Annotated in this window: 19 protein-coding genes; 18 read left to right on the top strand and 1 reads right to left on the bottom strand. The window is 66.9% G+C overall.

Annotated features, from left to right (window positions below; translation table 11 throughout):
• The first annotated feature begins 137 nt into the window (after window positions 1-137).
• The gene (locus NE591_RS05555; RefSeq protein ID WP_227070191.1) at window positions 138-2,696 is read left to right on the top strand and encodes an ATP-binding protein; all 2,559 of its coding nucleotides are present in this window, start codon (window positions 138-140) and stop codon (window positions 2,694-2,696) included.
• On the top strand, window positions 2,693-4,009 hold the full coding sequence (locus tag NE591_RS05550) for an ABC transporter substrate-binding protein (protein ID WP_227070192.1): 1,317 nt from the start codon (window positions 2,693-2,695) through the stop codon (window positions 4,007-4,009). The genes NE591_RS05555 and NE591_RS05550 overlap by 4 nt, the downstream gene beginning before the upstream one ends.
• A gap of 242 nt (window positions 4,010-4,251) precedes the next feature.
• Here the strand turns inward: NE591_RS05550 and NE591_RS05545 are convergent, their stop codons facing one another.
• Window positions 4,252-4,719: a methylated-DNA--[protein]-cysteine S-methyltransferase gene (locus NE591_RS05545; protein WP_161128437.1), complete on the bottom strand. Its 468-nt coding sequence runs from the start codon at window positions 4,717-4,719 to the stop codon at window positions 4,252-4,254.
• A gap of 185 nt (window positions 4,720-4,904) precedes the next feature.
• On the opposite strand from NE591_RS05545, the gene rpe reads away from it, so the two are divergent.
• The 16 genes from rpe to rnc all read left to right on the top strand — a co-directional run bounded on the left by rpe (window position 4,905) and on the right by rnc (window position 20,623).
• Entirely contained in the window at window positions 4,905-5,615 is a 711-nt protein-coding gene (gene rpe, locus NE591_RS05540; protein ID WP_256156439.1) for a ribulose-phosphate 3-epimerase, read from the top strand.
• 20 nt (window positions 5,616-5,635) lie between these two features.
• A complete protein-coding gene (locus tag NE591_RS05535; protein WP_331458046.1) occupies window positions 5,636-6,934 on the top strand; it encodes a cysteine desulfurase family protein in 1,299 nt (432 codons plus the stop codon).
• Between the two features lie 254 nt (window positions 6,935-7,188).
• Window positions 7,189-8,004, top strand: a complete 816-nt coding sequence (locus NE591_RS05530; RefSeq protein ID WP_173113295.1) for a histidinol-phosphatase — start codon at window positions 7,189-7,191, stop codon at window positions 8,002-8,004.
• A gap of 53 nt (window positions 8,005-8,057) precedes the next feature.
• A complete protein-coding gene (locus NE591_RS05525) occupies window positions 8,058-8,966 on the top strand; it encodes a Nif3-like dinuclear metal center hexameric protein (RefSeq protein ID WP_173113292.1) in 909 nt (302 codons plus the stop codon).
• Window positions 8,967-9,055: 89 nt separating this feature from the next.
• Window positions 9,056-9,772, top strand: a complete 717-nt coding sequence (locus tag NE591_RS05520) for a zinc ribbon domain-containing protein (RefSeq protein ID WP_161127126.1) — start codon at window positions 9,056-9,058, stop codon at window positions 9,770-9,772.
• 86 nt (window positions 9,773-9,858) lie between these two features.
• Window positions 9,859-10,050, top strand: a complete 192-nt coding sequence (gene rpmB / locus NE591_RS05515) for a 50S ribosomal protein L28 (RefSeq protein WP_157012836.1) — start codon at window positions 9,859-9,861, stop codon at window positions 10,048-10,050.
• A gap of 326 nt (window positions 10,051-10,376) precedes the next feature.
• Window positions 10,377-10,724, top strand: coding sequence for an Asp23/Gls24 family envelope stress response protein (locus NE591_RS05510; protein WP_022739691.1), 348 nt, complete (start codon window positions 10,377-10,379; stop codon window positions 10,722-10,724).
• A gap of 72 nt (window positions 10,725-10,796) precedes the next feature.
• Window positions 10,797-12,431: a DAK2 domain-containing protein gene (locus tag NE591_RS05505; protein ID WP_173113289.1), complete on the top strand. Its 1,635-nt coding sequence runs from the start codon at window positions 10,797-10,799 to the stop codon at window positions 12,429-12,431.
• Between the two features lie 191 nt (window positions 12,432-12,622).
• A complete protein-coding gene (locus NE591_RS05500) occupies window positions 12,623-14,806 on the top strand; it encodes an ATP-dependent DNA helicase RecG (RefSeq protein ID WP_173113286.1) in 2,184 nt (727 codons plus the stop codon).
• 2 nt (window positions 14,807-14,808) lie between these two features.
• Complete coding sequence (rsmD, locus tag NE591_RS05495; RefSeq protein WP_114539723.1) at window positions 14,809-15,393, top strand: 16S rRNA (guanine(966)-N(2))-methyltransferase RsmD; 585 nt, start codon at window positions 14,809-14,811, stop codon at window positions 15,391-15,393.
• Between the two features lie 120 nt (window positions 15,394-15,513).
• Window positions 15,514-15,972 (top strand): hypothetical protein, encoded by a 459-nt coding sequence (locus tag NE591_RS05490; protein ID WP_022739695.1) that lies wholly within the window; start codon window positions 15,514-15,516, stop codon window positions 15,970-15,972.
• Window positions 15,973-16,091: 119 nt separating this feature from the next.
• A complete protein-coding gene (locus NE591_RS05485) occupies window positions 16,092-16,649 on the top strand; it encodes a DUF177 domain-containing protein (protein WP_173113283.1) in 558 nt (185 codons plus the stop codon).
• 136 nt (window positions 16,650-16,785) lie between these two features.
• The gene (locus NE591_RS05480; protein ID WP_173113280.1) at window positions 16,786-18,159 is read left to right on the top strand and encodes a chloride channel protein; all 1,374 of its coding nucleotides are present in this window, start codon (window positions 16,786-16,788) and stop codon (window positions 18,157-18,159) included.
• Window positions 18,160-18,288: 129 nt separating this feature from the next.
• Window positions 18,289-18,468 (top strand): 50S ribosomal protein L32, encoded by a 180-nt coding sequence (gene rpmF, locus NE591_RS05475; protein WP_022739698.1) that lies wholly within the window; start codon window positions 18,289-18,291, stop codon window positions 18,466-18,468.
• Window positions 18,469-18,695: 227 nt separating this feature from the next.
• The gene (plsX, locus tag NE591_RS05470) at window positions 18,696-19,754 is read left to right on the top strand and encodes a phosphate acyltransferase PlsX (RefSeq protein WP_256156436.1); all 1,059 of its coding nucleotides are present in this window, start codon (window positions 18,696-18,698) and stop codon (window positions 19,752-19,754) included.
• Complete coding sequence (gene rnc / locus NE591_RS05465) at window positions 19,751-20,623, top strand: ribonuclease III (RefSeq protein ID WP_114549725.1); 873 nt, start codon at window positions 19,751-19,753, stop codon at window positions 20,621-20,623. Before plsX ends, rnc begins: the two co-directional genes overlap by 4 nt.
• Window positions 20,624-20,625 lie beyond the last annotated feature (2 nt).

Raw genomic sequence — 20,625 nt, 5'->3', positions numbered from 1 at the left:
GGAGCTTTTTTATGGGCATCTCTTTGCGGCCGCGCCTCGTTTTCCCCTTGTCGTATGCCGTTTTCGCCTTGCAGTTTCCCCTCTGATGACGTACTGTTAAGCAAGCAAATTTCGAAGGGGAAGGGTGCGCCGCCGCTATGAAGACGACCGAGAACGCCGTCCGGGATCGGAAGGGCTTCGCGCGCCTGACCTTGGTCATCGTGCTCATCTTCGCAGTCATGGGGGCCTCTATCTGGGCCGTCTCGAAGAAGACCTCCGACGACATGGCCGATGCCGCCATTCTGAACCTCAACGAGAACTTGAACCTCGTGGAAAGCACCGTGGAGGCCATTCAGGACAGCGAGGCGCAGTTCCAACGGCTTTTGGCCACCGAGCTTGCCGCCGCGGGCGATCCGGCCGCCGCTGTGGAGCGCTTGGGCAAAAGCGATGCCGCCGCGCTCATCTCTGTCGTGCCCGAGGGGGCCGACGTCGGCGTCTCCAACGACGGTGCCCCCTTCGACCCGGCGTCGCTCGATTTCAGCGGCGGGGGAGCCATCAAGGGGCTGCCCGTCTCCCAGGCCTATGTGAACGCCGAGGGCAGCTGGGCCTACACGGTGAAATGCCCCATCGAGCGCGACGGCGTCCCCATCGCCGAGCTGTACACCGAGTACACCTTCGACGCTATCGACCAGTCGCTGCCCCAGGGCTTCTACGGCCAGCGGGCCGTGCTCTACCTCATGGACGCCGCCACGGAGCGCTTCGTGCTGAAGCCCGAGGGCATGGGCGAGCGAGACGCGGGGCATGTGAATCTGGAGGACTTCTACCGGGCCAACAACATCACCGATCCGGTCATCCTCTCCATGGTGGCGGACGGTGTCGCAAACCGCGAGAACGTCATGTTCGCCCATAAGGTGAAGGGCACCGAGGCCCTGTGCTATTTATGGTCCATCGGCGACGGCACCACCTATCTGGTGGGCTATGTGCCCATGGAGGCCATCCAGCGCGAGGCCCAGGCGGTGAACGTCGCCCTGATCATGGTGGCCTCCATCACGATTGCGGCCTTCTGCCTGTGCGTCATCCTCTACGGTTTCAACCGGCGCAAGCAGGCCCGGGCCCGGCGGGCACGGGAGGAGGAACGCGCGCTGCACGCCGAGCAGCTCGCCCAGGCGCTTCGGGCGGCCGAGGTGGCCAACGAGTCGAAGTCGGCCTTCCTCGCCAACATGTCCCACGACATCCGCACCCCTATGAACGCCGTGCTTGGCTTCACCACCATCATCGAGAAGGAGGCCGACAACCCCGCGAAGGTGCGCGACTGCGCCGGCAAGATCATGGCCTTGGGGCGCCATCTGCTCGACCTCATCAACGACGTGCTGGACATCTCGAAGATCGAGAGCGGCAAAGCGTCGCTCACCTTGGCGGAGTTCGATTTGGGCGACTCTCTGGCGGCGGTGGAATCCATCATCGCGCCCATGGCCCGGGACAAGGGGCAGACGTTCTGCGCGGAGATCCGCTCCGTCCGCCACGAGCGCCTCATCGGCGACGAGACGCACCTCAACCAAATTCTGCTGAACTTGCTGTCGAATGCCGTGAAGTACACCCCGGAGGGCGGTCGCATCTGGCTGCGCTTCATCGGGCTTCCGGCGCATTCCAACGCACTGGAGCATCTGCGCATCGAGGTTGAGGACGATGGCTACGGCATGACGCCGGAGTTCCTTAAGACCATCTTCGACTCGTTCACGCGCGCCGAGAACTCCACCACCAACAAAGTGCAGGGCACGGGGCTCGGCATGTCCATCACCAAGAGCCTCGTCGACCTCATGGGCGGTACCATCGAGGTGGAAAGCGAGGTGGGGAAGGGGTCGTTGTTCCGGGTCGATCTGGAGCTGCGCATCCCCGAGGAGCAGGCTGCCGGATACTTCTGGGAGCGCGCCGGCATCAAGGGCATGCTCGTGGCGGACGCCTCGCCTGCGGCGCACGGGGCCATCGCCGAGTTCATGGAGGGCACGGGCGTGGAAGTGGACGGGGCGGCAAGTGCCGATGCGGCCTGCGAGCTGGCGCGGGCCCGCGGCGGCTATGACGTGGTGCTCGTCGGCGTCCCGTGGCTCGACGATGCCGCCGTGCGTGCGGCCGACGGCCTGCGGGCGAGCGCGGAGACGCCGCTTCTGTTCATGCTCGAGCACGCCTTCGACCAGGACGACGACGTGGCGCTGCCCCCGGGCGCGGCGGTGCTGACCAAGCCCTTCTTCCCCTCCATGCTGAAGCAGAAGATCGAGGCCGTGCGCGGCGTGGATGCCGAGGGAGACGACGATCTGGCCCAGGTGCTCTCCGGCAAGCACTTCCTCGCCGCCGAGGACAACTTCCTCAACGCCGGCATCCTCACGGATCTGCTGGAGATGGAGGGCGCCACGGTGGAGATCGTCGAGAACGGCAAGCTGGCCGTCGAGCGCTTCGAGCGCTGCGAGCCCGGCGAGTTCGACGCCATCCTCATGGACGTGCAGATGCCAGTCATGAACGGGCATGCGGCCGCCCAGGCCATCCGGGCGCTCGCGCGGGCGGATGCGGCGACCATTCCCATCTTCGCCATGACCGCCGATGCCTTCGTGGAAGACGAGAAGGCGGCGCTGGCCGCCGGCATGAACGCCCATGTGGCGAAGCCCTTGGAGATAGACGAGCTGCGGCGCGCCGTCGACCGCTTCGTCGAGAAAGGACGATCATGAGACCTATCGCGAGCAAGCGCGTCCGCAAGGGGGCCGTGGCCGCCGTCGCCCTCGTCGGCGCTTTAGTGCTCGGGGCCTGCAGCGCTCCGGCGCCGGCGGAGAATTTGGCCGTGCAGGATGTCGACGAGGAGAGGACGGTGAACTTCTTCAGCCCCATGGAGAAGATCAGCCCCGACACCGAGAACACGGCCCGCACGGCCAGCGACCTGACGATCGCCATGGCGGAGGAGCGGCTCGGGCTCACGCTGGCCTATCACACCTACACGGCCGAGAACTACCAGGACAAGACCTACGACGAGGTGTGCCTGGAGCGGGCCCGCAACAATTCGGACGATCTGTACCTGCTGAACACCGACACCATCGTGACCCTCGGGTCGGAGGGGCACCTCGCCGACTTGTCGGGGCTTTCCTGCGCCCAGAACCTGCGGGAGGTGGCGCGCACGGCCAACACGGTCGACGGCAAGCTCGTGGCCATTCCCCAAGAGGTGGTGGCCTACGGCCTGTTCGTGAACAAGGATATCTTCGACGAATGCGAGCTTTCGCTGCCGAACACGCCCGAGGAGTTTCTGGAATGCTGCCGGGTTCTCAAAGAGAAGGGCTATGAGACGCCCGTCGGCGCCAACCGCTGGTGGCTGGAGACCTTCGTTTTCGCCCAGGCCTACGCCGATCTGTACAACGGAGGAGACGTGGCCGCCGAGGTGCAGGCTTTGAACGAGGGCCGCGCCCGTTACAGCGACTACATGCGTCCCGGATTCGAGTTCTTGAAGAAGCTGATCGATCTCGGCTACGTCGACGCCGAGAACGCGCTGGTGAGCGAGGCCTTCGAAGGGGCCGGCGAGGGCGATGACTTCATGGCGGGAACATGCCCCATCGTCATGGCCTACTGGGACGCGGCCAACACCGATACCGCCTACGGCAGCCCCTCGTTCAACATGGAGGTCATCGGCTTTCCGAGCGCGCGGGGGCAGATGCCCGTGCTCTCCATGACCGGATGCGCCGTGGGCGAGCGGGCCGAGCACCGCGACGAGGCTCTCAAGGTGGTGGACGTCATCTGCTCGGACGAGGCCCTGCGGCTGTACGCCGAGACCAACCGCGTTATCTCGCCTTCGAAGAACGTGGAAGTGGAATGCGTCGAGCCGCTTCGCCCCTTGAACGATTTGGTGCAGGCCGATACCTACGTGCTCGCCTCGAACGCGGGTATGGACGTGGAACAGTGGGGCAATGTGTGCCTCATCGTGCGCGATTTGCTCGGTGGGGCGACCGTTGACGAGTGCATGGCGAAGCTGGACGCCCTGCAGGACGCGGCGGCCTGATCGACCTGTCCGCGCTCCCGGGTGCCGGGGCGGTCGTCGCCTGTCCGCGTCCGAGAGCGCCGGGGGCATCGCCGCAACACCCGCTCCGCTGTTCGGCCTTCGGCCTCAGGCGCTGCGCTGCTTCATGCTTTTATGGGCGCCCCTTCGGGGCGCTTTTTCAAATTGGTGTTCAGAGAGTTTCGGCGACGCCCCCGGCGCTCTCGGACGCTGCAGGGTCTCGGTTGCTCCGGTGCCCGGGAGCGCTACCTGGTGAGAGGCTGCTGCTCTAGTTTCAGGAGGGCGGCGTTGATGTCGTCGGTGGGCTTGCCGGTGGCGGTGACGATGCGGTGCGTTGGTACGAGCAGGGGAGTGGGGCAGGCGCGCAGGGCGGCTCCGACGGAGCGGAAGGAGCCGGGGCGGCCCAGCGTTTCGGCGAGGGCGCGGGCCGTGGTCGTGTGCCCGTAGGGGATGTTCGCCGCGGCCTTCCATACCTCCTGCTGGAAGGCGCTGCCCTCGGGGCGCATGGGAACGGTGAACGCCGATCGCTGGCCGGCGAGGTAGGCCATGATCTGGTTGGCGGCCTCGGTGGTGAGCGCTGTGGGCTGCCGGTCGCCGGGGAGGTTCTGCTCGCCGAAGCTGACGGCGGTCACGGCGGTGCCGTCGGCGGCGATGGTGACGGGCCCGAACTTCGTCGGATAGGTGAAGAAGGTGCTGCGAGTCGTGCTGGGCATGGGTGTCCTCGCTCTCGTCGGAAGGCGTCGGCGCCCCATCGGGGCGCGGGCGCATCTGCGGCGCCGGCCGTGGGCGCCGGGCCGCTCCGTGCAGGTTTGCCGCTGACGGTCATTATAGGCCGTCGGAGCACCGTCGTCGCGGTAGAATGTCGCCATCGGAAAGCCGCGAGATGAGGATGCGTCCTATGTACCAACCTGTGAAAATCGCCCCTTCAATCCTGTCCGCCGATTTCATGAACCTCGGACGGGACATTCGCATGATCGAGGAGGGCGGCGCCGCCTTCGTCCACATCGACGTCATGGACGGCCACTTCGTGCCGAACCTCACCATGGGCGTGCCGCTCTTGAAGCAGCTCAAGCCCGCCACGAACCTTCTGTGCGACGTGCATCTCATGATCGACAACCCGCTGGACGAGCTGCCCTGGTTCATTGACGCCGGCGCCGACCTTTTGAACGTGCACGTGGAGGCGCTGGACGAGGCCGATCTGGCGCGGGCCATCGCCCAGATCCACGAGGCGGGCCTTCTGGCGGCGGCGGCCTTAAAGCCCAAGACGCCCGTGAGCGCGCTTTCGCCGGTCATCGCCGAGCTGGACATGGCGCTCGTCATGTCGGTGGAGCCGGGCTTCTCCGGGCAAAGCTACATCGCGGGATCCGATTTGAAGGTGGCCGAGGTGGTGCAGATGGCGCGGGCGGCCGGCAACGAGGAGCTGCTCATCCAGGTGGACGGCGGCATCGGGCTTTCCACGGCGCCGCTTGTGGCCGCCGCCGGGGCCGACGTGCTCGTCTGCGGCAACGCCGTGTTCAAGGCCGACGACCCGCGGGCGGCCATTGGCGCCGTGAAGGGCGCGGCCGACGAGGCCCGCGAGGCCGCCCTGGCCCGCGGCCAATGGGATTAAGAGGGAGAAGAAGGAGCGCGATGAGCAACACTGCGGAAAACCTTGCGGCCGTCGAGCGCGAATTGGCGGCCGATGTGGCCATGGCCGAGGGGCGCGCCGATGCCGAGGACGCCGTTCTGCCCGAGCCGGCGGCGGACTTCATCTACCTGGACTACGCCGCCACCGCCCCCCTGTGCGCCGAGGCGGCCGGCGCCATGGCGCCCTTCCAGGTGCCCGGGCCTGCGAACTTGGCCGTGAATGCCAATGCCAACGCCCTGTACGGGGTGGGGCGCGCCGCCTTCGATCTTCTGGAAAGCGCCCGGCGCCGCGCGGCCCGGGCCCTGGGCGCCCGGCGCCCCGATGAGATCGTCTTCACCTCCGGCGCCACCGAGGCCGACGACGCGGCCATCCTCGGCCTTGTGCAGGCGGCCGCCGAGCAGCGGCGCCTTACCGGCCAGAAGGACCGCGCCCTGCACGTCATCACCTCCGCCATCGAGCACGATGCCGTGCTCGCGCCCTGCCGGCGCCTTGAGGCCGAAGGCGTGCGCGTCACCTACCTGCGCCCCAACCGCCAGGGCTTCATCGAGGCCTCTTCGCTGGCCGAGGCGCTCACCGACGACACGGTGCTCGTCTCGGTGCAAGCGGCGAATTCCGAGGTGGGCGCCATCCAGCCCATCCGCGAGCTGGCGGCGCTGGCCCACGAGCGCGGCGCCCTCTTCCACACCGATGCCGTGCAGGCCCTGGGCAAGATGCCCTTGAACCTGCAGGAGCTCGGCGTGGACGCCGCCTCCTTCTCGGCCCACAAGATCGGCGGCCCCAAGGGCGTGGGCGCCCTGTACCTGAAGGCCCGCACTCCCTTCGCCCCCTACCTTTTGGGCGGCGGTCAGGAATCCGGTCGCCGCAGCGGCACCCAGAACGTCGCCGGCGTCACCGGCTTCGTCGCCGCTCTGGAGGCGGCCCAGGAAGCCGAGCCGGAGGAGTCCGCCCGCCTGCGCGCCCTGCGCGACCGCCTCTATGCGGCCATGGGCTCCATCGGCGGCATCCAGCCCACGGTGGAGGTGGATGCGGGCAGCCGCGACTTTCTCCCCAACATCGTCCACGGCCTGGCCGATGAGTGGGAGAGCGAGACCATGGTGCTGCGCTTCGACCAGCTCGGCATCTGCGTCGCCGGCGGCAGCGCCTGCTCCAGCCACTCCCTGGAGCCGAGCCACGTCCTGCGCGCTATGGGCATCACCGGAGATACGTCCTACAACGCCCTGCGCATCTCCATGGGAAGATACACCACCGAGGCCGATATAGCGGCCTTCGAGAAGGCTTTGAACAAAGTATTGAACTGGTAGAATACGGTAGAAGATAAAGCATTTCATTGTTGTAAGAGCAGCGTGTGGGCTCGGGGCGGTGGTGCCGCGCGCAGTTCATTCTATGGCATGCAGATACGTCAGAACCCTCGACGAGATCTGCCATAGAATGCTGTTTGAGCACGGCACTTCCGCCCCGAGCCCACACGCGGACAAGCGGTCGAGAGATGCGGGGATTGCTGTTTGAGCACGGCACCACCACCCCGAATCCGCGCACGGACAAGGAGAGCAATTAAGTGGAACTCGTAAACACCCATTGCCATTGCGTCTATTCCGGCCACGGCACCGGAAGCATCGCCGAGTACGCCGACGCCGCCGCGGCCGCCGGCCTGACCACCCTCGCCTTCACCGAGCACTTCCCGCTCTCTGCGGCCTTCGACCCGGACGAGTACCTCTCCATGAGGCCGCAGATGGTGGATGCCTACTTGGCTGAAATCGACGAGGCCCGCGCCCGGCACCCGCAGATCGAATTCGTCACCGGCACCGAGATGGACTACCTCGGCGCCTTGGAGGACCGCCAGCTGACCGAGGAGGCGCTGGCCCCCTTCCGCTTCCGCCTTCTGTCGGTGCACTTCATCGACGGCTGGGCCTTCGACGATCCCGATCAGAAGGCCCGTTGGAAGGAGCCCGGGGCGCCGGACGCCATCTGGCGGCGCTACGGCGAGCTGTGGTGCGAGGCGGCATCGAATGCGAGCCTGCCCTACGACGCCATGAGCCATCCGGATCTCGCGAAGAAGTTCGGCTATTACCCGAGTTTCAGCCTGGAGTCCCTCTACGACGAGATGGCCGAGGCGGCGCGCGCCGGCGGCCGCATGGTGGAGGTGAACACGTCGGGCGGCTACTACGCCTGCGCCGAGATGTTCCCGGCCCCGGGGCTGCTCGCCGCCTTCTGCCGCGCCGGCGTGCCCTGCACCGTGGGCTGCGACTCCCACGACCCGGCCAACGTGGCCCGGGACATCGAGCGGGCCTACGGGCTCATGTACGAGGCGGGCTACAGAAGCGTTACCGTTCCGACAGCCACAGGCGACCGTCGAAGCATTACCATCGAATAGGGTGCGTCCGCGATAAGGCGCGCCGATTCCGTTCCAAGAAAGAAGCTGATCATATGGGATTGTTCAACAAGGCCGACAAGGCCAGCACCGAGGCTCTTTCCAAGCGGGGCGAGTCCCATCTCGCGCCGCGCACGTTCAACATGACCATCGGCGGCCTGGAGAAGGCGCTGCTGAAGGAGTTCCCGGCCGAGGATGCCGAGAAGTGGGACCGCACCGGGCTTCTGGTGGGGGAGCGCTCGCTGCCCGTGACCCGGGTGGCCGTGGCCCTGGACGCCACGCCGGCTGCCGTGGCCGCGGCTGCCGAGGCCGGGGCCAACGTGCTCCTCACCCATCATCCGGCGTTTCTCGAGGCCCCCGATGCCTTCGCGCCCGAGGCGAGCGCCCTGGAAAGCCCCGGGGCCGTGGTATGGGCCGCCATCCGCAACCAGGTGGCGCTCATGGATTTCCACACGGCGCTCGATGTGAGCCCGGCGGCGGCCCGGGTGCTGCCCGGTATGCTGGGGCTCAAGTTCACCCTGCGCTTCGCCGAGCCCTTGGAGGGCTCGCGGCGCAAGGGCTACGGGCAGATCTGCGAGGTGCCCGACAACGACGGCGAGCCCGAGACCTTGGCGCGCCTGGCTGCCCGCTGCATGGCGGTCTTCGGCCGCGCGCCGCGGGTATGGGGCGCCCCCGATGCGCCGGTGCGCCGGGTCGTCACGGCCACGGGCTCGGCGGCCAGCCTCGCGCCGGCGCTCGTCGCGGCCGGGGTGGACGCCGTCGTCTGCGGCGAGATGAAGTACCACACCGCGCTGGAGCTGGCGGCGGCGCACGTGGCCGTCATCGAGCTCGGCCACGATGTGAGCGAGCTGCCCTTGGCGGCCGTGCTGGCCGAGGCGCTGGCCCGCGCCGGCGTCCCTGCCGAGGCGGTGACGCTTGTCGATCAGTCCGAGAACTGGTGGACGCCGGAGGCCGTCCGCGTCTAGTTGCGTAATTTTCTCCATTGCCCCTGCCCAAGATCTGGGTTTTCGCCTATTATTGTCAGGGAGAAAACAGAGATCGAAAGTGAGGTTCCATGGAGGCTACGCGCGACGATATCGAAGGTCTGTTCGAACTGCAGCGCATCGATCTCGAGATCAAGCGCCTGAGCAAGGAGCTGGACGAGCTGCCCCAGCGCGGCATCATCGTGGCCGCCCGCGACAAGAAGGCCGCCATCGAGGCCAAATCCGAGCAGGTGGCCGAGCTCAAGCGCGCCACCACGAAGAAGATCACCCGCATCGACGACGAGGACGCGTCGCTGGCCAAGAAGGAGGCCGGCGTCCAGGCCGCCATCGACGCCGCTCACGGTGACTTCCGCAACGTGGAGGCCCGCACCAAGGAGCTGGCGGGCATCGTGCGCCGCCGCGCCACCATCGCCGAGGATCGCGCCGGGGTGGCCGCCGAGCTGGACAAGATCAGCGCCATGGAGGCCCAGATCTCGCTCGCCCTGGAGGAGATCGCCGCCAAGGAGCAGGAGGCCATCGACTCGTTCCAGAAGCAGGGGGGCGACCTCAAACTCGCCATCGCCAAGCTGGAAGCGGCTCGCGGCCAGGTGGAGGCGAAGGTCTCCCCGCAGCTATTGGACGTCTACAACCGCACGGCGGCCCGCTCCGGCGTGGCCATCGGCGTGCTCGACGGCAACCGCTGCGGCGCCTGCCGCACGGTCATCGACGGCGGCCGTCTTATCGATCTGCGCAACCAGGCACCGCTGGGTATGTGCCCCTCGTGCAAGCGTTTGCTGGTGATCGCATAATTTCTGTTGCCCTCACCGCGCGCGCTGTGCTATAGTTGGCGAGCTGTGTCCAAAACGAAACAACAAGCACTACGGAGTTGATATCAATGTCGAAGGTTTGCGAAGTTTGCGGTAAGCACCCGGTTGCCGGTCGTAGCATCAGCCACTCTCACCGTGTGAGCAACCGCGTGTTCCGTCCCAACATCCAGAAGATCACCATTCGCGACGCGAAGGGCCATGTCCGTCGCGCCAACGTGTGCACCTCCTGCATGAAGGCCGGAAAGGTGGAGCGCGCCTAGCAAGAGCGTTTCCGCTTTCTTTTCCAGAGAATCCAAAAGCCCGCCCCGCGGGCTTTCTCTGTTTCGGCACAAAGTTGACGATGCGAAGGAGGCGGGGCGGCCCGCGTGCAGGTTGCGCAGCGACTGGAACAGCCCAGTGGGCTGTTCCACCAAGCGAGCCATTGCTTGAGCACGGGTCGTCCCGCCTCCTTCGCGGCGCCTCCGGTGATGCGAGTTCGTTTGTGGAATATGGCCGACTGTCATCGGGGGGTAACGGCGGCGGAGTGTTCGTTGCGCTATACTCTTCTCGACTATGTATGCAAAGCTCAGCGGAAAGGATTTGTCCCATGAGTTCTACGATACCCGGCAACCTCCACGTTGCCAACGACGTGCTGGCCGATTTGGTCGGTAACGCCGCCATGGAGTGCTACGGCGTGGTGGGGGTGTGCGCGCCCAACGCCGCCGACAGCATCGCCAAGATCCTGCCCGCCTCGCGCCTGCGCCGCGGCGTGGTGGTCAGTTCTCTGGAAGAGGGGGTGCACGTCGATCTGTACATCGTCGTGGAATACGGCACCAACATCGCCACGGTTTCCCGCAACCTCATCGACCAGGTCAGCTTCGCGCTGAAGGAGTACGCGCGCGTGCCGCTGGCCGGTGTGGATGTTCACGTCATGGATGTCAAGGTGCGCCGCTAAGGCTCATCGCGAGATGGGCTCAAGTGCCCGCCTGATGCGGGCAGCTCGCCCTTGAAGGAGAATTAACCCCTCATGTCTACTACGACTTACTCTTCCAATAACGTGCTGAACGCCGTGGCCGCCGCTGCCAAGGTTCTCGACGAGCGCAAGGAGGAAGTGAACCGCCTGAACGTGTTCCCGGTGCCCGACGGCGACACCGGCACGAACATGTCGCTCACCATCCAGTCGGTGGTGAGCAACGTGGCGAACCTTCCCATCGGTGCTCCGGGAGCCGATATCCGCAAGGCCATCACCACCGGTGCCCTCATGGGGGCGCGCGGCAACTCCGGCGTCATCACCTCCCAGATCTTGCGCGGCCTATGCGAGGGCAGCCAAAGCTTCGACGAGTTCGATGTCGAATCCATCGCTGCCTCCTTCGATCGCGCTCGCGAGGTGGCCTTCCAGGCCGTGCGCAAGCCGGTGGAAGGCACGATCCTCACGGTGCTGCGCGATTCCGCCGCCGCCGCCAAGGTGGCCGTCGAGCAGGAGCTTTCCATCCCCGAGGCCCTGGACGCCATCGTGGCCGAGGCCTACGCCTCGGTGCAGCGCACGCCCGACCTTCTGCCTGTGCTCAAGGAGCATGGTGTGGTGGACGCCGGCGGTTTCGGGCTCGCCATCCTCTTCGACGCCTTCACCGCGGCGCTGCTCGGGCGCTCCGGCACCATGGTCGACGAGATGTCCTTCGCCCGGGGGTCGCACCCCAAGGTGGAGATCGAGCAGGTGAACGACTGGGAGGGCTCCCAGTACCGCTACTGCAACGAGTTCCTCGTGGATTCCGATACCCTGGACAAGGATGCCGCGCTTGAGTTCCTCTCCACCATGGGCGACTGCGAGCTGTGCGTGGGCGAGGTGCCGAAGTTCAAGGTGCACGTGCACTCCGACCACCCCGATCAGGTGCTGAAGTATTTCCTCGATCACGGTCAGATCTCCGAGGTGTTCATCCACAACATGCAGATTCAGTCGGCCGAGCGCACCGAGAAGCTGGCCGCCGAGGAGCAGGCCGAGCGCAAGCCCCTGGGCTTTGTGGCCGTGGCCGCCGGTTCCGGCCAGGCGGAGATCCTGAAGAGCCTCGGAGTCGATGTCATCGTCTCTGGAGGCCAGACCATGAACCCCTCCACGAAGGATCTGCTGGACGCCGCAGGATCGGTGAACGCCGATGCGGTCATCATCCTGCCGAACAACTCGAACATCATCATGGCGGCCAACTCCGCTGCCGAGCTCTCTGAGACGCCCTGTGCCGTCGTGCCTACCAAATCGGTGCCCCAGGCCTTCTCGGCCCTGTTCGCCGTGGATGTGGATGCCTCCTTGGAAACGAACGTCGAGGAGATGACCGAGGCCGCCCAGGCCGTGAAGACCGGCGAGGTCACCTGGGCCACCCGCGACTCCAAGGACGCCGAGGGCAACCCCATCGCCGAGGGCGACGTCATCGGCATCGCCGACGGCTCCATCGAGGCGGTGGACGATTCCATCGACGGCGCGGTGCTGACGCTGCTCGGCAAGATGGACGCCGAGGACGCCGATACCTGCACCATTTTGGCCGGCGAGGGCTATTCCGACGAGGATCTGGAGGCGCTCGTGGCGAAGATCGAGGAAGCCTACGACGAGCTGGAAGTTGACGCCCAGCGCGGCGAGCAACCCCTTTACCCCATTGTGTTCTCGGTTGAATAATCTGCTTGAAACTCTCCCGGGACGCGAGCTGGATGGCATGTTCAGTCGCTCAGACAGTCCTCGTTGGTATCGAAGGCGCCAGGGGCATCCTCTCCCCAACATAAGCCGCCTTCGATACCATCTGTGGAACTCGCTTGGTGAACACGCCGTCCATCTCGCGTTTGGCTCTGCCATAATAGAAGGAAGATAGTTTGCCCATTGATCGGGAAAAAGCTACGCTCTCGCTGGACGAGCCCGTGTCCCGGGTTCGTCTGGTGAGCCCTGCGCGGGCTGCGGCGCTCGAGAAGCTCGGTGTGTGCACGCTGCGCGATTTGCTGACACACTTTCCCCGATCCTACATCGACCTCTCGCAGGTGGAGACCTGCGGCACCGCTCGCATCGGGGAGGTCTGCACCATTCGCGGCACGGTGCACGAGATCAAGCTGAAGAAGCCCCGCTACAATCTCAAGCTCGTGGAGATCGCGCTCGTGGATGGCACGGGCATCCTTGTAGTCACCTGCTTTCGCCAGCCATGGCTGATGGATCAGGTGAAGGCGGGGGATGCGGTGGCCGTTTCGGGCAAGGTGACCTTCGACTACGGCTACAAGCGCATGACCAACCCCTTCATCGAGGTGATCGGGGAGGGGGAGGAGGTCACCGGCTCGGTGGTGCCGGTGCATCCGGCCACCGAGAAGCTCACGGCGGCCTGGGTGCGCCGCATCGTGGCCAACGGATTGGAGGCAGCCGAAGGGCTCTTCGACCCGCTGCCTTTGGGGCTGCGTCTGCGCTACCGGCTCATGAGCCGGAACGCCGCGCTGCGCGCCATCCATTTCCCGCGCACCATGGCAGAAGCCGACGAGGCGCGGCGGCGGCTCGTCTATGAGGAGCTTTTGTACCTGGAGCTGTTCCTCATGCAGGAGGGCGCGGCCCGCAGCGCTGGATGCGTGCCCCACGCCCATGTGGTGGACGGCCCGCGGCTTGGTGCCTTCGCCGCCTCGCTTCCCTTCGAGCTCACCGGCGAGCAGCAGCGGGCGCGCGACGAGATTCTTGCCGCCCTGGCGGCGCCGACGGTGGCCAACCACATGCTTTTGGGAGACGTGGGCACCGGCAAGACCGTCGTGGCCGGCCACGCCCTGGCCGCCGCCGCCGACTCCGAGGGGCAGGCCATGCTCCTCGCGCCCACCGAGGTGCTCGCCCGCCAGCACATGGAGGGCCTGGGAGAGTGCTTGGAAGGCGCCGGGGTGCGCGTCGCCCTGCTCACGGGCTCCACGGCCGCCGCCGAGCGGGCCGCCATTGTGGAAGGCTTCGCCTCCGGGCAGGTGGACGTGCTCATCGGTACCCATGCGCTGCTCTCCGACGACGTCGTGCCGCGCAACCTCACCCTGGCGGTCATCGACGAGCAGCAGCGCTTCGGCGTCGACCAACGGGCGAAGCTGCTCGCCAAGGGGCAGGCGCCCGATGCGCTGTACCTGACGGCCACGCCCATTCCGCGCAGCTTGGCGCTCGCGCTCTACGGCAATCTCACCTTGTCCTACATCAAGCACCGCCCCCACGACAGCGCGCGGCGCACGACGCGGGTGCTCTCCCGCGAGCAGCAGGGAGACGCCTTCGAGGCGGCCCGCGAGGCGCTCGACCGTGGCGAGCAGGTCTTCGTCGTCTGCCCGCTCGTGGGCAAGGACGCCGAGGCCCGGGATGCCAAGGCGGCGGGGCGCGCGCGCGAGGCCGATGCAGCGGGGGAGGAGTACCATCCGGCCGTGGCCATCGAGGACGATGCCGATCTCGCCGGCGACGATGTGACGGCGGCTACCCGCGAGGCCGAGATGCTGCAGCGCACCACCTTCGCCGACTGGACGGTGGGGCTGCTTCACGGCGGCATGGGCGCTGAGGCCAAGCGCGAGGTCATGGAGCAGTTCCGTGCCGGCGAGGTCCAGGTGCTCGTGGCCACGACGGTCATCGAGGTGGGGGTCGATGTTCCCAACGCCACGGTCATGATCGTCCAGGACGCCGACCGCTTCGGACTCGCCCAGCTGCACCAGCTGCGCGGGCGCGTGGGCCGCGGTGAGAAGGCGGCCGAGGTGTTTCTCGTTTCCGCTTCCCAGCGTGAGGAGTCGCTCGCGCGCCTGGCGGCCATGGAAAGCACCGACGACGGCTTCGAGCTGGCCGCCTTCGACTTGTCCCTGCGCCGCGAGGGCGATATCCTCGGGAACCGCCAGCACGGCGCCAGCGGGCTGAAGCTCGTGAACATCATGCGCGACGGTGCCGTCATCGAGGCCGCCCGCGCCGACGCCCAGGCCCTTCTGGAGGTGGATCCGAACCTGGAAGAGCCCGACCACGTCGCCCTGGCCCGCGAGGTCCGCCTCGCCTTCGCCCACGAGTCCGCTATCGTAGGAGGTTGATCATGCGCATCATCGCCGGAGAGTTCCGGGGCCGCAAGCTGGACGCCCCCAGAGGCGACGGTACCCGCCCCACCACCGACCGCGTCCGCGAGTCGCTCATGAGCGCGCTCGTCTCCCTGCGCGATGGGCTGGACGGGGCCGTGGTGCTGGATGCCTTCGCCGGCTCGGGGGCCCTGTCCCTGGAGGCTCTTTCCCGCGGCGCCGATACGGCCATGCTCTGCGAGCGCGACCGGGACGCCGCCGCCGTCATCGAGCGCAACATCGCCGCCCTGCGCCTCGGCCGCGATCGGGCGCGCCTCGTGCGCGGCGACGTTCTCAAGCGTGGCGCGGCAGCGCCCGGGCGTCCTTTCGATCTCATCTTCCTCGATCCGCCCTACGCCACCGACCCGGCGGAGGTTTTCGGCCTCCTTAGCCGCCTCGACGCCGCAGACGCCCTGGCCGCCGATCTCATCGTCAGCTACGAGCACGACGCCTCCGACGACGATGCCGTGGAGACGCTGGCCGAAACGTCCGGCTACGAAATAGCCTCCCGCCGCCACTTCGGCGACACCACCCTCGATCTTTTGGAGCGTTTGTGCACGGAATGACAGGGGTGTTCCATAGTTTTTCCATCATGGTAGAATGGAAAAACTTAGCGTGAACGACGTCTGTCCGCGCGTGTCCAAATGGGGCCGTGGGGCGATGCGATATAGTCAGGAAGGAACAACATGGACGAAACCGGAGTACTTGGGCTGCTTGAAGAGCTCTCGATCCTCTTGGAGGACTCGAAGCCGGTCTTCGGCAAGAACAACCTTCGCCAGGTCGATATCGCCGCCGCCTTCGACATCATGGACGAAATTCGCGACCTGTTCCCGGCGGAGTTCTCCCAGGCCCGTCAGATCGTGCGTGAGCGCCAGAGCCTTCTGGACGATGCCGAGGTCGAGGCCAATCGCATGATCGAGGACGCCCGCAGCCAGGCGATCACCATTGCCTCCGAGCAGGAGATCGTGCGCATCTCCCAGCAGCAGGCCGATACCATCTTGGCCGACGCCCGCGAGCTGGAGCGCCAGACCCGCGCCGGCGCCGAGGACTACGCCGACGAGGTGTTCGGGCACATCGAGCAGAGCCTCGACACGCTGCTGAACAACACGCGCCGCTGCCGCGATCGCCTGAACGCCGCCCGCTAGGCTGCGTGGCGCCAGTAAGCAAGCAAGTGACGAAGGCGCGCCGTCTGTGGCGCGTCTTCTTTTTTGGAAGTAAATGCCATTTCGAGGTCGAAGTGGCATTTACGGAAAGGAATGAGAAAATGGCTACGGATGCCACGGCGATTATCGCCATTCCCGAGGCGCTGCTGGAGACGGCGGCGACCCGGCATTTCGAGGGGACGCTCGATCTGGCCGAGCTGGCCGCCGGCCCGGACACCTACACCTTCGCGGCGCCCGTCTCCTGGTCGCTGGAGGCCACCAACACCGGCGACGCCATCCTCATCCAGGGCACGGCCGCGGGCGACGCCGCGACCCAGTGCGCCCGCTGCCTGGAGGACGTGACCTACGGCTTGGAGGGCGATATCGAGGGATACTTCCTCATCGGCGGCGAGGAGGAAGCGGAGACGCCGGAGGATATGGAAGGCGACGAGTTCGACTTCCTGCCTGACAACCGCAAGATCGATCTGGTGCCGCTCATCGTGGCGGCCCTGCTGCTCGAGGTGCCGCTCGTGCCCCTGTGCGACGACGACTGCAAGGGGCTGTGCCCCCAGTGCGGCGCCAATCTGAACGAGGGGCCCTGCGGCTGCTCCCGCGACGAGGCGGACGTGGAGGCGAGCCCGTTCGCGGCCCTCAAGAACTTCGACTTCGGCGACAAGTAGAACATCCGGTCCATAACGGCTTTTCAACGAAGGGCGGCGCGGCGGAAACGCTTCGCCGCCCTTCGGGCTATGAGTGCGAAAGGTCGTCTAAAGTTGTCCCGTACGGTTCGGATGCGTGGGAGCGAGGAGGCATGCGGTGAAAGGGGCAGCGAGAGCGCAGGTGCTGCGCCACGGGGTGTTCGCCGTGGCCGTCGGTGTCGTGGGGGCGGCGGCCTCGGTGGTGCTGTGCCTCGTTGTCGGCTGGGCCTACGATCTCGTTTGCGCCCATGGCTGGCTGCTGTACCTTCTGCCCATTTTCGCGGTGGCGAGCCTTCTGCTGTACCGCGCCCTGAAGCTTCCGCTGGACACCACGACGCACACGGTGATAAACGATATCTGCGCCGATCGCCCCATCTCGCCCGCGCTCGCCCCGGGCATTCTGCTCGGCACGGCGCTTTCTATTCTCGGAGGCGCCTCGGTGGGCAAGGAGGCGGCCGCCCTGCACATGGGGGCCTCGCTGGGCGACCTTGTCGCGCGCCCTTTGAATCTGCGGCCCATGACGGGGGTTTGGAAGGGCGAAAGCCATGCCGACGGCGCAGGTGGCGCGGACGGCGGTGACGTCGCGGTTGGGAGCGCGGGCGCAAGCAAAGGCGCGGCCGGAGGCGCAGGCAGCGGCGGAGGCGCCAGCGGCGGCGTGCACGCCTATGCCGCCTCCTGCGGCATGGCCGCGTGCTTCGCGGCGCTGTTCTTCGCGCCCTTGGGATCGACGGCCTTCGTCATCGAGCTCTCCCGCTACGACCGCTCGGTTTGGCGGCATGCGCCCTTCATGCTGCTGGCGTGCTTCGTGGCCTTCGGCCTGGCGAGCATCATCGGCATCGGCGATGTCATCCCCAAGGTGCCGCTGCCTGCGCTGTCATGGCCCGTTGTCGGCCAATGCGTCGTGATCGCCGTCGCCTGCGCGCTGGTGGGAACCGTCTACATTCAAATCATCGACGGCGCCCAGCGCCTCACCAAGCGCATCTCGCAGAACTACTACCTGTGGGCAGCCCTGGGTGGCGTGCTCATGGCGGTGCTGGTCACGCTGTTCGATTGGCGCGGGTTCGAGGGCACGGGCGCCAACCTGCTCTCCGACGCGCTCGCCGGCCGCGCCGGCGGGTGGACCTTCGCCGTGAAAGCGCTGCTCACCATCGTGTGCCTCGGGCTTTGGCTGCGCGGCGGCGAGATCATGCCCACCTTCACCGTGGGCGCGCTGCTCGGCGCGAGCTGCACGGTCATGACCCAGGGCGATCCGGCTTTCTCAGCGGCTGTGGGGCTCGTTGCCTTCTTCGCCGCCATGAGCCGCTGCCCGGTGACCGCCTTCCTCATGGGCTGCGAGATTTTCGGCTGGGCCGGCGCTCCCGCGTTCGCTTTGGCCGTGGCCGTCTCCTTCTCCCTCGGCCGCGATGTGGGATTGTACGGACGTGGGGCCACTGGCATTCTGAAGCGCGCGACTTCGGCGGCGCGGGCGCGCCTTGTCGTGAAGAAGCCGTGACCGCTGGCGAATTCGTGGGAAATTGCCCTTGCGGGGCCGCGTGCGGTTGGGTATCATATCAGATCGTGCGTTTACAGAAGAAGTTGTGAACGGCACCCGCTGTTCCCAGCTATAGAAGGAGTAATCGAGATGGCAGTACCTAAGCGCAAAATGGGCCGTGCCCGTACCCACGCCCGTCGCAGCACCAACGACAAGATCGCGGCTCCCGCCCGCTCCATTTGCCCCCAGTGCGGCGAGGTGAAGCTTCCTCACCGCGTGTGCGGCAACTGTGGCTACTATCGCGACCGCGAGGTCATCGAGACCGAGTAGCTTTTGTGCGTGACGGTCGCGGAGGCGCCAGGTAGTCTCCGCGATGTCGGCAAAGCCTCCTCGCATGCCAAGCTGGATAAGCCTGGTCTGCCAGGGGGCTTTTTGGCTATAGGCCCGTGCCTCCGACCGTGTCCGCAGGCTGTGCGGGTAGGGCCGGATGCGCAGTGCCCGTGCAACGAATGACCCTGCCGCCCCGGGCGGCGCATCGTTTTGAGGAGATACGCAACGTGGCAGAACCAGTAACAATCGCCGTGGACGTCATGGGCGGTGACCGCGGCCCGGCCGTGGTGCTGCGCGGCGCCCTGCAGGCCCTTGAGGCCGATCCCGACTTGAGGCTCACGCTCGTCGGGCCGGCCGAGGAGGTGGAGCCCTTCGCCGCCGTTCACGATCGGGCGACGGCGCAGGTGGCCACCGAGGTCATCGAGATGGGGGAGCATCCGGCCGGCGCCGTGCGCGCCAAGAAGGACTCCTCCATCGTCGTGGGCTGCCGGCTCGTGAAGGAGGGCGCCGCCGATGGTTTCTTCTCCGCCGGTTCCACCGGCGCCTGCCTGGCCGCGGCCACGCTCGTCGTCGGGCGCATCAAAGGCGTGAAGCGCCCGGCCTTGGGCCAGGTCATTCCGGCTTGGGCCCGTCCGACCCTGCTCATCGACGTGGGAGCCAACGCCGACTGCAAGCCGGAGTACCTCGTGCAGTTCGCCCAGATGGGCGAGGTGTACATGAACGCCATCATGGGGGTGGAGCGCCCGAAGGTCGGTCTTCTGAACATCGGCGAGGAGGACACCAAGGGAGACCTGTTCGCCCAGGAGGCCCACCGTCTGCTGTCCGAGACCGTCCCCGCCTTCGCCGGAAACTGCGAGGGGGGCGACCTCATGGCGGGCGACTTCGACGTGGTGGTCACCGACGGGTTCACCGGCAATGTCTGCCTGAAGACCATCGAGGGCACCGCCAAGACGCTCATGCGGAACCTGAAGGCCGCGCTCATGTCCACGGCGCTTTCCAAAGTGGGGGCGCTGCTCGTGAAGGGCCCGCTCGGCGCGCTCAAGGAGAAGATGTCGCCGGACACCTACGGCGGCACGCCGCTGCTCGGTGTCAAAGGCGCCGTCATCGTGGGGCACGGCTCCTCCAACGAGACGGCCGTGAAGAACGGCATCGCCGTGGCCGCCGCCACGGTGCGCGCCCATGTGCCGGAGGTCATCGCCGAGCGCGTGGCCGCCGCGCCTGCGTCGGCTTCCGCGGCCGTTGGTGCCGAGGAGAAGGGGGAGGCCGCCGCCTCTGATGCCCGATGAGCCTCACCGCAGAACAGCAGACCAAGCTTGAGCGCGCCCAGAAGATTGTGGGCCGCACCTTCGAGAACACCCAGTACCTGCTCTCGGCCATCACTCATCCTTCCGCCACCGAGGGTCGGGCCGTGAAGTTCTCCTACGAGCGCTTGGAGTTCCTCGGCGATTCCATTCTGGGGGCCTTGGTGGCCAACGCCGCCTTCCATCAGTTCCCCGAACTGGACGAGGGCGGCCTCACGCGCATCAAGGTGGCCCTCGTCTCCGGCGCGAGCCTGTCGGAGGTGGCCGAGAAACTCGGGTTCGCCGACGTCATCGTGTTCGGCTCATCGGAGACCGGCACGGGCCGGCGCGGGCTGCACTCGGCGCTCGAGAACGTCTACGAGGCCGTGGTGGCGGCACTGTTCCTCGACGGCGGCATCGATGCGGCGTGGGCCTTCGTCGATCGCACGCTCATGCCCAAGATGTCGCTGGATCTCGCGCGCGAGCCGGAGAATCCCAAGAGCGCCCTGCAGGAGAAGCTGCAGGAGGGCGGCATCACGCCCACCTATCGGTTGGTGGAGACCCAAGGGCCGCCCCACGACCGCACCTTCGTCGCCCAGGTGTACGCCGGCGACAAGGGGCTCGCGCAGGGTGTCGGCCGCACGAAGAAGGAGGCCGAGAGCCAGGCGGCAAAATCCACGCTCGCGCGCCTCTCCGAGTTCTTCGGCATCGGCATGACCGAGGAGCAGGCCGCCGAGAAAGCGGCCGAGAAGGCGGCGCGCGCCGAGGAGAAGGCCGCCACGAAGGCGGCGCGGGTCGCCGAGCGCGAGGCTGCGGCCGCCGCGAAGGCCGCCGCGAGGGCCGAGCGCGCCGCCGCCAAGAAGAAGCAGGATTAGGC

The organism is Adlercreutzia sp. DFI.6.23, from assembly GCF_024462535.1.
GTDB classification, from domain to species: Bacteria; Actinomycetota; Coriobacteriia; order Coriobacteriales; family Eggerthellaceae; genus Adlercreutzia; species Adlercreutzia rubneri.
Note: the sequence above shows the minus strand (reverse complement) of the source record. Positions and strands in the feature narration are given on the sequence as shown.